Source organism: Glutamicibacter sp. ZJUTW (assembly GCF_008370855.1).
GTDB classification, from domain to species: domain Bacteria; phylum Actinomycetota; class Actinomycetes; order Actinomycetales; family Micrococcaceae; genus Glutamicibacter; species Glutamicibacter nicotianae.
In genome coordinates, this window is the sequence record NZ_CP043624.1 from 2,741,309 (window position 1) to 2,754,297 (window position 12,989).

Below are 12,989 nucleotides of genomic sequence, written 5' to 3' on the forward strand. Positions count from 1 at the left end.
GAACCTCACTATGTGGTTGCATCTTGAAAATGTCCGCAGAAACACACTATTCTTGAAAACATGCAGAACGACGAGTCCAAGCCTGACTTGGCAGATCTTTTCCTCCACGCTTCGCGCATGCTTCGCGGCAGGTGGAGGGACAGCTTGATTCCCCTGGGCATCACCCCGCACCAATCACGGGTGCTGACCCTGTTGGCCCGCGCCGAAGACGCAGGGCTGCGCAACTCGCAGCTTGCAGAACGATTGCATATTGCCGCCCGCTCGACCACTGAGGTGGTCGACCAGCTGGAGGCCAAGAAATTGGTCGTGCGCACCCCGGATCCAGCGGACCGCCGGGCCACGCTGATCGCGCTCAGCGACACGGGCCGCGCCCAGCTCGGGGAGCTTGCCGAGCTGCGCCGTTCCAGCATGGATGGCTACTTCGACAAACTCGACGACGAGGATCGCGCCGAGCTCACCCGGCTTCTGGCAATCCTCGACCGCGAAAACCCGCGGCCTGCACGCGGCGCGTGCCAGAACCCGGCCAAAGAAAAATAGCGGACCGCTGCCAGAACGAACCAGGGCCCCGGCACAGTGTGCCGGGGCCCTGGTTCTGGTTGACGCTGCCGCCTAGTTCTCGGTCTTTCCGCGGCGCCAGTAGCCCATGAAGGCCACCTGCTTGCGGTCCACGCCGGCATCGCGCACCAGATAACGGCGCATTTCCTTGACCGTGCCGGCCTCGCCGGCAATCCATGCGTAGAACGGCGCGGTGTTCGCTTGGCCGGTCTCCCACAGGATGTCGGCATCCACATCGATATCTTCCGGCTCGGCATTGGTATGCACCACTCCGGCGGCCGGAATCGCGACCACCTGGCGCAAGGCGGCCTGCAGCAATTCTCCATGCTCGTGGCTGCCGCGGGTCAGCCACTGCACCGAGACGCCCGAGCGGGTGGAAGCACCGAGGATGTCGGTGGTCTCCGGAACCTCGATCAGCGCATGGCCGGTGACGTTCGACGGCAGCTCTTCGAGGATCGCGCAGATCGCCGGGGCGGCGGTTTCGTCGCCGGCCAGCACCACGCGGGTTGCCTCGCCGCGGCGGAACTCGATGCCGCCGTAGGTGGAGTCGTTCAGGGTCTTGTTCGGGCCCAGCAGCAAGAGCTGGTCGCCGACCTTGGCCCGGTCGCCGAATTCCGTCGCTGGTCCGCCCTGCAGCTGGCCGTCCACGATATGCCCGTGCATCACGAAGTCGATGTCCAGCTCCGCGGTGGCCCCGATATTGTCCCGGTGCCCTGCCTCGCGGAAGGCCCGCACCGTATAGGTGCGCATGTAGCCGCGGGTGTCCGGATCAATGGACAGCCAGCGCTTGTACCAGCCCTGCTGCTCGGCCGGGCTGGTCAGCGCCTCCGGGCGCATAGAGGCGATCTCGTCCGTCAGCGCGGTTCCGCCGGCCGGCGGCAGCAGCAGCTTGATGCGCATATCCAAAGGGTGGCTGTTGGTGCCGAAGTATTCCAGGTCCTCGCCGCTGACGGTGAGCCGGCGGAAGGACGGGGCCAGCTGCTGGCTCTTGACGACCGTGGTGTCGAAAGCCAAGGTCGGCACATGCTCATGGGCCGGGCGCATGGCCTGCGGATCGAGCTGGGCCGCGGCTTCGGCGGCTTCCTTCACGCTGGCGGCCTGCTTCGCCACGGTGTCCCGCGCCGACGCTTCGCTGCGGTAGATCCCCTTGGTGGCCAGGACCTGTTCGGTGCGCAGCACGCGGTGCCGGCCAATGGGCAGCACCAGCGGGGTGCCGCCCACCGGGTCCGGGATCACGCGGCTTGGCATGCCGAAGACATCCTTGACAGTCTTTTCGGTGACCACGTCGTTGGGGTGGCCGGCGGCGTAGATCTTGCCGTGGCGCAGGGCCACCAGGTAGTCGGCGTAGCGGGCAGCCAGGTTCAGATCGTGCAGCACGATCACCACGGTGATCCCGCGGCTGCGGTTCAGCTCGCTGACCACATCCAGGACTTCGAGCTGGTGCGCCACGTCCAAGAAGGTGGTCGGCTCATCGAGCAGCAGCAGGTCGGTCTCCTGGGCCAGGGCCATGGCGATCCAGACGCGCTGGCGCTGCCCGCCGGAGAGCTCGTCCACCGAGCGGTCGGCCAGCTCGGTGGTGCCGGTCAGTTCCATGGCGCGGTTCACCGCCGCCTCGTCCTCGGCGGAGAAGCGCTTGAACAGGCCCTGGTGCGGGTAGCGGCCGCGACTGATCAGCTCGCGGGCGGTAATGCCATCCGGGGCCGTCGGCGACTGCGGCAGCAGGCCCAGGGTCTTGGCGACTACCTTGGCCGGCTTCGAGTGGATATCCGCGCCGTCCAGGAGCACCTGCCCCCCGGCCGGCTTCAGCAGCCTGGAGAGGGCGCGCAGCAGGGTGGACTTGCCGCAGCCGTTGGCTCCGACGACGATGCTCACCTGCCCGGTGGGGATATCCAGCGACAGCTCGTCGACGATGGTGACCTTGTCATAGGCCAAGGTCAGATCGCTAGCCTGCAAAGTGGCCATGGGTTATGCCCCGCTTCCAGTTGAGTTGGCGCGCACCAGAATCCAAATCAGGAAGGGTGCACCGAATGCGCCGGTGATAACGCCCACCGGCAGCGACAGGTCCGCGAACAAGTTCGCGGCAAAGAAATTGGCGATGGTCACCAGCGTGGCACCGGTCAGGCCGGCCAGCAGGATGTTGATCGGTCCGCGGGTCAGCGCGGCGGTAATCGGGCCGGCCAGGAAGGCGACGAACGCCATCGGCCCGGTGACGGCGATCGGCAGGGCGCCCATGGCCACGGCCAAGAAGACCAGCAGGGCACGGGCCCAGCCGACATGCAGGCCCAGGGCCGCCGCGGCGTCCTCGCCCAGCTCCAGCATCTTCAGCTGGCGCAGCACCAGCGGCAGCAGCAAGATGCCGATGGCGCCGAGGGAGACCAGCAGCAGCAGCGCGTTCTCCCAGTTGCTGCTGGCCAGTGAACCGGTCAACCAGTGCATGACATCGCTGGCGGTGTTCACCTGCGCCTGGGTGAGCAGGTACTGGATCAGCGCCTGCAGCATTGCGCCGATGGCCAAGCCGGCCAGGATCAGCCGGGACCCGGTGCGCTTGCCCGCGGCCGAGAGCCAATAGATCAGCGCGGCGACCAGCAGCCCGCCGGCCAGCGAGAAGGCGTTGAGCTTCCAGTCGGTGTAGCCGAGGATGATCATGGCGAAGACGGCGGCCGCCGAGGCGCCGTAGCCCACGCCGATCACGTCGGGGCTGGCCAGCGGGTTGCCCAGCCAGCGCTGGAACAGCGCACCGGAAATGCCCAGGCCAGCACCGGCGAGCACGCCCACGGCGATGCGCGGCAGGCGGTCGGACATGATGATGAAGCTGGTGCCCGGCACCTTCTCGCCGCCAAGCACCTGGAACACCTCGGCCGCCGGAAGTCGGTCCCGTCCCCAGAACAGGTAGGCGGCGATGGCCAGCACCAGCGCCACGACCATCCACAGGGCGGTGCGGCGCACGCGGGAGCGGCGCCGGGCCGCCAGCGTCGTGCCGGACTGGGCGGCAGCCGGCGGCTTCGCCGGCACGTCCGCGTCCCCGGTACTGGTCGGCTGGGCCATGGTGGTTGCTTCCATTTCGCTCGTGCTCACAGGCTCACCGACTTCATGCCGCTGCGCATCATGATGATGAAGATCGGTCCGCCGAGCATGGCGCACATGACGCCTACCTGGATCTCGCTGGGCGGGGCGATGATCCGTCCCACCGTGTCAGCGACCAGCAGCAGGATCGGACCGGCGATCAGGCATGCCGGCATCAGCCAGCGGTAGTCGGAACCGACCAGCAGGCGCACCGCATGCGGGATCATCAGGCCGACGAAGGCGATGGGCCCGGCCACAGCGGTAGCTGTGCCGGCGAGAATGACCACGCCGATGGAGCCGATGAGCCGGGCGCGGTTCAGGTTGAAACCCAGGGCGATCGCGGTGTCATCGCCCATGGACACGGCATTGGAGGCCCTGGCGGTTGACAGCACGATCAGCGCGCCGGCGGCCACCACGGGAATGGCGCCGAGGAAGATGTCGATGCCGCTGCTGGACAGGGTGCCCACCTGCCACATGCGGAAGCGGTCCACGGTGGCATCGGAAATCATCAGGATCGCGTTGGTGATCGCCCCGACGCCCACCGCCATGGCGGCACCGCCGAGGGCCAGCTTGATCGGGGTGGCGCCGTCGCGGCCCACGTTCGCCACGAGGTAGACCAGCGCCATCACCCCGGCGGCGCCGATGAAGGCGGCGACCATGATTCCGCCCAGCGAGCTGACGCCGAGGAAGGCGATCGCCAGCACCACTGCCATGGAGGATCCGGCGTTCAGGCCCAGGATGCCGGTATCGGCCAGCGGGTTGCGGGTCAGCCCCTGCAGGCCGGCCCCGGCCAAGCCCAGGGCGGCGCCAACCACGATGGCCCCGACGGTGCGGGCAAAGCGGGAGGCGACCACGCCCTGGTCGCCGTTGGACGGGTCGAAATTCCAGATGGCATCGATGACGGTGCCGATCGAGACGCTGCGCGCGCCCAATAGCAGCGAGGCGAACAGCGCCAGGGCGAGCAGCGCGATCAGCAGCAGCACGGCGCCGAGCTTCCGGGTGGTTTTTGCCGATGCGGCCCCCGGTGACTGGCGCGTCACGCTTTCAGTCGCGGTCATTGGTTCCTACACTCATTGCTATGGCTCTTCTTCCCTTGCCCACTATTATCGCCCCCGGTATTGGCGTGCTGTGCGCGCCGAATCCTTCTGAAATGACTTTGGACGGGACTAATTCGTATCTGCTGTTCGACCCGGCTGCGGGCGAACTCGCGCCGGGAACACCGGTGGTGCTGATCGACCCGGGCCCCGAGCTCGAAGAGCATCTGCAGGCCTTGGCGGTGTTCGACATCCAGCTGGTGCTCATTACCCATCGGCATGCCGATCACACCGGAGGCATCGATGCGCTGCGCCGGATGGCCGCGGCGCCGGTGCGCGCCAAGCTCCCCGAGTACTGCCGGGATACGCCGGTCCTCGCCGATGGCGAGGTGATCCATGCGGCCGGGGCCAGCATCCAGGTGCTCTCCACCCCAGGACACACCTCGGACTCGGTGTGCTTCATCCGCCAGGGCGAACGCGCCCACCTGTTCACCGGGGATACCGTGCTGGGCCGTGGCACCACCATCCTGGAGCATCCCGATGGCACGCTGGCCGATTACCTGGACTCCCTGCAGCGGCTGCTGGCGCTGCCCGACATGGCATTGCATCCGGCACACGGCGAACAGCACGACTCCTCGCATCCGCTGCTGCAGATGTACATCGAGCACCGCCAGTCCCGGCTGGACCAAGTGCGCGCGGCGCTGCGGAAACTCGGCAAGGCCGGGGCCGACACGCAGCCAGCAGAATTGCTGGAGCACGTCTACCCCGACCTCGATGCGCGCCTGGTGGGCGCGGCTACCCATTCCCTGGAAGCGCAATTGCACTATCTGTCAGTGAATCCCTAGCCCGAAGCTACTTCGCGGCAGCCGCGTTTTCGGCAGCCTTCACGATGCCTGGAACCACGTTCTCCAGTGCCCATTCGATGGACAGCGGCGATGCCGCGGAGATGGCCAGGGTTGCCTCGTCGGTGCCTGGCAGTGCCACTGCATCGTTCTTCGCGGCAGGGATCTGGCCGTACAGCGGCTGGCCCTTGATGATGTCGTCCATGGTGTTGCCCGCAACTGCCGAGGCGAAGACGATGTCCGAATCCCACTCGTTGACCTTTTCAGGGGAAACGGTGAAGAAGAAGGTGTCCTTGGCGGCGTTCTCCTGCACGTACTCGGCCTGGGTCATGCCCAGCGCGCTCAGGAAGCGCGGGCGGGTGTCGCCCTCGGAATAGACATAGGCGGTGTCCGGAGCGGACAGGTCGGCGGCGATGAAGGTGGTGTCCTTCAGCACTGGGTTGTCTTCGCCGACCTTGGCCAGCTTGCCTTCGATCTCTTCGATCAGGGCGTCGGCTTCTTCTTCCTTGCCCAGCATCTGGCCGGCAGCTTCGGTAGCCTGCTCCCAGCTGGTCAGGTAGTTCGGCTCAATCGGGCCAACGACCGGGGCGATTTCCTGCAGCTTCTCGTACTGCTCCTTCTTCAGGCCCGAGTATGGGGCGAAGATGACATCCGGCTTGCTGGCGGCGATGCCGGTGTAGTCGATGTCGTCGCCCACCTTGTACTGCACGGGAGCGTTCTCGGAGCCGATGGCGGCGCCCTGCTCTTGAAGCGCGGCGTCCTTCCACGCGGTGGAGTTGTTCTCGTTCATGCCGTATGTGTCGGTGTCCATGCCTACCGGCACGGTATCCAGTGCCAGCAGGGTGTCGGCGTTGACCCACGAGATGGTCGCAATGCGTTCTGGGACTTCTTCGATGGTGGTCTCGCCATAGATGTTCTCGATGGTGACCGGGGTGAAGTCTTCTGCAGCCTTGGCAGAGGTGTCAGCCGATGGATCCGCCGAGTTGCTCGACGCGCCGCAGGCGGTCAGGCCGAGGGCGAGGATGACGGATGATGCGGCGAAAATTCCGGCGCGACGTGAATTTTTCATGGGTCGGTAATTCCAGACTATGCGAGGTACTGTAAGCGTATCGGTCAGCAAGGTTAGGCAAGCCTATCCGGGCCGTATGCCACAATACGCGTTTTTGTCAGCATTACGCAACACGAAACGTCTCTAATCACCGGCCCGGAAGTGACCCTAACCAAATCGGGCCATTATTTCGGCGTGCTGACCAGAGAATTTATTCTCTACTTGCTAGCAGCTTCTGCGGATCGGCAACCGAAATTGCCGTTCGCACCAGCAGCAATCCAAGCGCGACGCAGGCAATGACCGTAATGACTGTCAGCGGCTGGAGCAGGACGGCGGCCCCGGCCAGGGGCAGCACGAGGATTGTGGAGGCGATGGCGAAACCGATCGAGGCAGTCAGCGCCGGGATCATGATCGACTTGGTGCGCGCGGCGTTCATCGTCGTGTAGGGCATGCCCAAGCGGTTCAGCCCGCGATACAGCGGGGCACGGTCCAAGGTGCTGGCGCTTTGCGAAATCGCTGCCGAGGCGGCCACGCAGATGAAGCTGATGGCAAGGGTCACCAGCACGCCGGTGACGATATCTGCCGGCACATGCTCCAACCAGGTGCCCTGGCCGAATTCATTGCCGGGCGATGCCATCAGGGCGGCACCGCTGCCGCCCACCACCGCGACGAAGGAAGCCATGGCCACCCCGGAGACCTGGCGCCAGGACTCGGCAGAGCTTTCCAGGATCATGCGGGCGGCCAGCAGCTGCTGCGGAGTGCTGGCCTTGCGCAGCTTGCCCTTGCCCACCTTGGCCACCAGGTATGGGCCGAGAAGGTTCATCACCAGCAAGCCCAGGCCGAATCCGCCCGCTATCACTGCGATGATCGCGGCGATGGACTGCATGAACTGGCCCATGTTCGAGAACAGCGCGTACAGCAGCAGGATGCCGCCGATACAGATCACCGCGCGCAGCCAGCTGGGGGTGGGCACCGTGCTGCGGGTTGCCACTGCCAGCGGGGTGATGACCAGCTTGCGCAGGCCGGCAGCTGCACTGCCCGCCGAGAGGAGCACGATAGCGGCTACCGCTACCGCCAGCACCCACAGCGGCAAGTAGATGGCTGAGCCGATCGGCGCACCTTGGAACGGAATCAAGGAAGCCAACGGGGCTGCCAGGAAGTACAGCGCGATACCGGCGAGCGCACCGGCCAGTGCCGTGCCTGCTGCCTGGAGCACTGCCACGAGGCTGATCTGCGCACCGGTGGCGCCGAGCAAGCGCAAAGATGACAGGGCCCGGTCATTGGAGCGTGCGGAAAGCCGGGCCGCGGCCGAGCCGAGCACCAGCAGCGGGACCACCAGCAGCACCACGGCGAAGATGGCCAAGGGCAGATAGGTTCCCTGGGCTTCGAGCTCGAAACTGGTGAAGGAGTAGGCGCCGCCGAGCACGATCAGCAGGATCGCGCTGACCATGGCGTAGGCGCTGGCGGTCAGGATCTGCGGTGCCAGCCGGGATTTCTCCGGCCGGCCGAGCATCCATGAAAGGTGCAGGATATTCACTGCTGGGCACCGTCCTTCGCGGCATGCGCCGGGTGCAGGCTGTCGCTGGTCAGCTGGCCGTCCTGCAGCTGCACAATGCGGTCGCAGCGTGCGGCTACGTTGGGATCGTGGGTCACCATCACCAGTGATTTGCCGGCGCCGACGGTGCAGCGCAGCAAGGTATCGAGCACCTCGAATCCCGTGGTCGAGTCCAGGGCGCCGGTGGGTTCATCGGCGAAGACCACCATGGCCCCGGTGACCTGTGCGCGGGCTATGGCAACGCGTTGCTGCTGCCCGCCGGAGAGCTGGCCGATGCGGCGTTGCTCCATCCCCGCCAGGCCCAGTTCGGCCAACGCTGATCCGGCGCTGGCAATGGCGGCATTGCGTGGCACCCCGTTGATCATCAGGGCCATGGCCACGTTTTCCTCGGCGGTAAGCTCGGGAATCAGCAGTCCGGATTGGAAGACGAAGCCGAAGGATTCGCGGCGCAGCTTGGTGCGCGCCTTGTCCTTGAGCCCTTGGATATCCACCGGTGCCCGGCCCGGGAGGTTCAGCATGATGCTGCCGGCGTCTGGAAGTTCGATACCGGCCAGTGCGTGCAGCAGCGTGGATTTGCCGGACCCCGAGGGACCCATGATGGCCAGCGATTGGCCCAGTGCAATCTGCAGGTCGATGCCGTTCAATGCGGTGGTGGAGCCGAAGCTGCGGTAGAGTCTGCGAGCGTCGAGGACGGGTGGATGGCCAAGGGAATTTTCAAGCATGACCCAATGTTTTCAATCGTGTGCCCTTACGCGCATCGGCGCAGGGGGCCAAGTCGCCTCCGGCCGGGCTCATCCCCCGGTAGGAGTTGCCGGCGCCTTGTTCACAACTACAGCAGGAGCAGTCAGCGGCAAATGAAGCTGGAATTGTATACGCAGCCATTTTGCGCGCCATGCGTCCGCACCCGGCAAACCGTGGCCCGAGTGCAGGAATTGCTGCCCGCGTTGGAGGTCGAAGAGATCAACGTCGTGGAGCAGGTGGCCCGTGGCGAGGAATTGGGAATCACCAGCACCCCGGTCATCCGGCTATTGCAGGACGGCACAGAGAAATTCCGTGCCAGTGAGACGCCGACTATCAATCAGCTGTTGACCGCTATCGCCGGAGCCAGCGACTAGTCTCACGCCGGCTGCGAGGCCAAGGTGCACGATTCTTGCCCCTTCATGGGGAAGAATAGATCAAGTGATTACTGTGCCCGGCGTCCACCATGAATGCTTCGAACGTGTTTTAGCTGACTCTTCCAACCGCATCGAGTGGCTGCGGGCACGAGCGCAGGGCATCACGGCAACGGACGTGGCCAAGCTGTCCACCGAGAAGTCCATCAAGAATGCCGCGTGGGACAAGCTGTACGGCAATGGCTTCTCCGGCAATCCCTACACCGACCATGGACGCAAGCGCGAACCGGTCATTGCCGCCTGGGTCCAAGAGAATTTCAATATTTTTCCTTCCACCCAGCTCTTCCACTCGCAGCAATCGAAGCTGCATCTGGCAACTCCCGATGGCCTTGGATTTGACGCTTCGGGGGTTCCGGTATTGGCTGAAATCAAGACCACCAATAAGCCGTTCAAGAAAATCCCGAAGAACTATCTGCGCCAGATCCTGTGGCAGCAGCACGTGATCGGTGCCGAACGCACGCTGTTCGTCTGGGAAGAGCACGACAATTTCGTGCCGGTGCGCGCGGTTCCCGAATACCTTTGGGTGGAACGGGACGATGATTTGATCAGCGATCTGATTGGCAAGGCCGAGTCGCTGATCGACGCATTGCGCGAGGCGACGGCCCGCCAGGAGCGCTACAAAGACTACGGGCCGGCGGCGTTGCGGCTCTGATTTCACCGGGAAACGGAAATAGCCACTGAAACCAGTTCGAAGGACTGGAATCAGTGGCTATCTCTTTGCCATCAGACCGGGTTGCTCGGGATCATCCGGGGATCTGGCAGGCAGTCAGGGTAGTTTTCCACCAGCTCGGCGAGCAGCTTCTCCCGCAGCATGTTGCGCAGGTTCCACAGGTCCCCGGCGTTGCGCGCAGATAAATAAATGGTCACTGTCTGCAAGCCATTTTGGGCATCCGTCACGAGTAGCTCATTATCCCGGCCGTCCCACCAGTCGGAGGACTCAAGCAGTTCGGTGCTGCGCTGGCGCAGGTAGGCAATCGGCGCATTGAGCTTCAGTTGCAGTGCGACATTTCCGGAAATCTCGGTGCTGCGCCGCGACCAGTTCTCGAACGGCGTGGTGGTGAAGTAGGTCGATGGCAGGATCATCCGGCGCCCATCGATCAGGTGCACGACGACGTAGGAGAGGGTGATTTCCTCGACGGTGCCGCGCTCCCCTTCGACCACCACCGTGTCATCCACGCGAATGGAGTCGGTAAACGCGACCTGCAAGCCGGCGAAGACGTTGGCCAAGGTTGATTGCACGGCCAAGCCGACGACCACCGATGCCAGACCGGCCGAAGCCAACAGGCCGGCGCCCAGCGCCCTGACCTGTTCGATTGTCAGCAGCACCGCGGCGACGGCAAGGATGCACAGCACCGCGATCAGCACGCGGCGCATCAGGCCGACCTGCGTCTGGACCTTGGCAAGCCTGCGTCCTGGGCCGAATCTCGACTCGAAGCGTGCCATCATGCCGGCTTCAATCACGCGCACCAGCTTGATGATGAACCAGGTGAGGAAGAAAACCAGAACGATCAGGATGGCGAACTGCCAGGGGTTGTACCAGGGACGATCGCTATAGAAAACCGCGAAGGCCGACTTCGCGATGATCGATGTGACCATGCCGAAGAACGGGAATCTGGTGGCTTTCACATCGGCTTCATCCACGCCGATCCGGCGCAGCACGCGGCGTGCCACGCCGCTGAAAACGAATGCCAAGATTGCGGCTACGAGCGCACCAATCAGCAGGACAACCCAGAATTGCAACGATTCGGGGAGGAAGCTTGATGCTGTAATGACTTCCTCGACGGTTTCGTCTAGAGGTTCAACGGGGGTAGGAGACATGCTTTAAGCATGTCATATGGCGCTAAATAAATGCTGTGCGGAACCTTCGTCCCACCATATGGTTCGGGAGGTTTCCAGCACCATTGCAGAACCGTCTCAGTGTGGTTCCAATTCCTTTTTGCCCTTGTGCTTCACGTGCTCCAGGCCTTTAGTAGATTCACTGGCAGTATGCTCTGCCAGCAGGCGCAAACCAAGAAAGACGGTGATCCCTATGCTCCACGGAAAAATTGGAATCGCGCTGGGCGCGGTGGCGGCGGCCTTGCTCGTGGTGACGCCGGCTTCGGCGGCGGCTCCGGCGCCGGCCGCGCAGGCATCCACTTCCTGTCCAACGGTCTATTGGGGTTCTTTGGCCAAAACCGGTTCCTTGTCCACGCATTCCACGGTTCAGGATCTGCGTACCGGACGCCATTTGTGCTTTGACCGGCTGGTCATTGATCTGGCAGGACCGGCTGCCAGCTACTCGGCAAGGTATGTCAGCGAACTGACTGGAATCGGTTCCGGACTGCCGGTGGCCACCACGGGTGGGGCCAACTTGGAAATCCTGGTGCAGGCACCAACAGCTCCGGGGTTCAATCCCGGAGCGAAGGTGAAGAATCTGGGCTATACGACGTTCCGCCAGTTGGTCTGGCTGGGCAGCTTTGAAGGCCAGACCAAGGTGGGGATCTCCACCAGGGCCCGGCTTCCGATGCGCGTGTTCACCCTGGCTGGACCTGGCGACGGTTCACGCTTGGTCATCGATGTTGCGCACCATTGGTAAGGAAGGTCCGCTTGCATGATGCGTTCGCAACTTTTTGCGTGACCTAACACGTAACACCGGGTCAACCTGCTGGTTAATGTGCCACCATGCTAAGTATGTCGCGCACATTCTCTTATCAGCAGGTTGACGTCTTTGCACCCACTGCTTTCAACGGCAATGGCCTGGGAGTCGTGTTCAATGCTGACAGCCTGAGCGATGACCAGATGCAGCACTTTGCGCAGTGGATGAATCTTGCTGAAACCGTATTCTTCGTCGAACCGAGCGACGAGGAAGCCGACTATGCCATCCGCATTTTCACCCCGAGCACCGAGCTTCCCTTTGCCGGCCATCCCACCCTTGGCGCTGCCCATGCCTGGCTGGAATCCGGCGGGGAAGCCGGCCCGGCCGGCCATCTGATCCAGCAATGCGGCGCCGGCTTGATCCCGGTGCGCGTGGAGCGCGAGAGCAGCGACCGGCACTCGCGGCGCTTGGCTTTCCTCGCTCCCCCGCTCACCCGCTCCGGTCCTTTGGAACCGGATGTCCTGCAGTGGGCGATTGCCGGTCTGGGCATTCGCGAGGAAGACGTGGTGGACCACCAGTGGCTGGTCAACGGCCCGCATCCTGCCGGCCTGGTGCTGCGTGACGCCGATATCGTGCTGGGCATCGAACCGGACTACGTGGCGCTCCAGGGGTTGGAAGTCGGCGTCATCGGCCCCTACACGGCCTCCAGCGTCTCGCAGAGCGTATGGCAACCGCGCGGATCGGTCATCCCGCGGATTTCCGGGACCCGTGAAGAACTGCGGCCCTTGGACTTCTCTGACTTCGAGCGTTCCGAGGAGCGTTTCCGCAATGTGGTGCTCCAGCCTCCCGCCGACTATGAGGTGCGTGCCTTCATCCCCGGCGAGGCCGTTCCTGAAGACCCTGCCACTGGTTCGCTGAACGCCGCGTTCGGCACCTGGCTGACGCAATCCGGGTATGCGCCGCAGCGCTATACGGTACGCCAGGGCACCCGCCTGGGTCGTGAAGCGATCCTGCATATCGAAGCGACCGAACGCGGTGTTTGGGTCAGCGGCGATGTCGCCACCCGCATCTCCGGTGATGTGAGCTTCGACTGATTATCCTTCATAGGTTCGCTATCGGTTCCGCATCCGGCGAATAGGGAATAG

The 12,989-nt window shown here is 64.1% G+C and carries 13 protein-coding genes; 6 read left to right on the forward strand and 7 right to left on the reverse strand.

Going from position 1 to position 12,989, the window contains the following annotated elements; translation table 11 throughout:
• Positions 1-60: 60 nt before the first annotated feature.
• On the forward strand, positions 61-537 hold the full coding sequence (locus tag F0M17_RS12915) for a MarR family winged helix-turn-helix transcriptional regulator (RefSeq protein WP_149597233.1): 477 nt from the start codon (positions 61-63) through the stop codon (positions 535-537).
• Positions 538-609: 72 nt separating this feature from the next.
• On the opposite strand, the gene F0M17_RS12920 is transcribed toward F0M17_RS12915, so the two are convergent.
• From F0M17_RS12920 to F0M17_RS12930, 3 genes are read right to left on the reverse strand one after another with little or no spacing between them, the layout of a single operon-like run.
• Positions 610-2,517 (reverse strand): SIP domain-containing protein, encoded by a 1,908-nt coding sequence (locus tag F0M17_RS12920; protein WP_149597234.1) that lies wholly within the window; start codon positions 2,515-2,517, stop codon positions 610-612.
• A 3-nt stretch (positions 2,518-2,520) separates the two neighbouring features.
• Complete coding sequence (locus F0M17_RS12925; RefSeq protein ID WP_246857060.1) at positions 2,521-3,630, reverse strand: iron chelate uptake ABC transporter family permease subunit; 1,110 nt, start codon at positions 3,628-3,630, stop codon at positions 2,521-2,523.
• Positions 3,627-4,676, reverse strand: coding sequence for an iron ABC transporter permease (locus F0M17_RS12930; RefSeq protein ID WP_149597235.1), 1,050 nt, complete (start codon positions 4,674-4,676; stop codon positions 3,627-3,629). The genes F0M17_RS12925 and F0M17_RS12930 overlap by 4 nt, the downstream gene beginning before the upstream one ends.
• A 35-nt stretch (positions 4,677-4,711) precedes the next feature.
• Here F0M17_RS12930 and F0M17_RS12935 point away from each other — a divergent pair, with 35 nt between their 5' ends.
• Complete coding sequence (locus F0M17_RS12935) at positions 4,712-5,497, forward strand: MBL fold metallo-hydrolase (protein ID WP_246857061.1); 786 nt, start codon at positions 4,712-4,714, stop codon at positions 5,495-5,497.
• A gap of 7 nt (positions 5,498-5,504) precedes the next feature.
• Here F0M17_RS12935 and F0M17_RS12940 read toward each other — a convergent pair whose 3' ends face one another.
• The 3 genes from F0M17_RS12940 to F0M17_RS12950 all read right to left on the reverse strand — a co-directional run bounded on the left by F0M17_RS12940 (position 5,505) and on the right by F0M17_RS12950 (position 8,819).
• Positions 5,505-6,563, reverse strand: coding sequence for an ABC transporter substrate-binding protein (locus F0M17_RS12940; RefSeq protein WP_038993742.1), 1,059 nt, complete (start codon positions 6,561-6,563; stop codon positions 5,505-5,507).
• A 190-nt stretch (positions 6,564-6,753) separates the two neighbouring features.
• Positions 6,754-8,079: an FtsX-like permease family protein gene (locus tag F0M17_RS12945; protein WP_149597237.1), complete on the reverse strand. Its 1,326-nt coding sequence runs from the start codon at positions 8,077-8,079 to the stop codon at positions 6,754-6,756.
• Entirely contained in the window at positions 8,076-8,819 is a 744-nt protein-coding gene (locus tag F0M17_RS12950) for an ABC transporter ATP-binding protein (RefSeq protein WP_149597238.1), read from the reverse strand. The genes F0M17_RS12945 and F0M17_RS12950 overlap by 4 nt, the downstream gene beginning before the upstream one ends.
• Before the next feature lie 132 nt (positions 8,820-8,951).
• On the opposite strand from F0M17_RS12950, the gene F0M17_RS12955 reads away from it, so the two are divergent.
• Entirely contained in the window at positions 8,952-9,212 is a 261-nt protein-coding gene (locus F0M17_RS12955; RefSeq protein ID WP_052254101.1) for a thioredoxin family protein, read from the forward strand.
• Between the two features lie 64 nt (positions 9,213-9,276).
• A complete protein-coding gene (locus tag F0M17_RS12960; RefSeq protein WP_246857062.1) occupies positions 9,277-9,921 on the forward strand; it encodes a YqaJ viral recombinase family protein in 645 nt (214 codons plus the stop codon).
• Between the two features lie 71 nt (positions 9,922-9,992).
• On the opposite strand, the gene F0M17_RS12965 is transcribed toward F0M17_RS12960, so the two are convergent.
• Positions 9,993-11,087: a mechanosensitive ion channel family protein gene (locus F0M17_RS12965; protein WP_052254100.1), complete on the reverse strand. Its 1,095-nt coding sequence runs from the start codon at positions 11,085-11,087 to the stop codon at positions 9,993-9,995.
• 211 nt (positions 11,088-11,298) lie between these two features.
• On the opposite strand from F0M17_RS12965, the gene F0M17_RS12970 reads away from it, so the two are divergent.
• Complete coding sequence (locus tag F0M17_RS12970) at positions 11,299-11,844, forward strand: hypothetical protein (protein ID WP_149597239.1); 546 nt, start codon at positions 11,299-11,301, stop codon at positions 11,842-11,844.
• A gap of 95 nt (positions 11,845-11,939) precedes the next feature.
• Positions 11,940-12,938 carry a PhzF family phenazine biosynthesis protein gene (locus F0M17_RS12975; RefSeq protein ID WP_246857063.1) on the forward strand — a complete coding sequence of 333 codons (999 nt, stop codon included), beginning with the start codon at positions 11,940-11,942 and terminating at the stop codon, positions 12,936-12,938.
• The last annotated feature ends 51 nt before the right edge of the window (positions 12,939-12,989 follow it).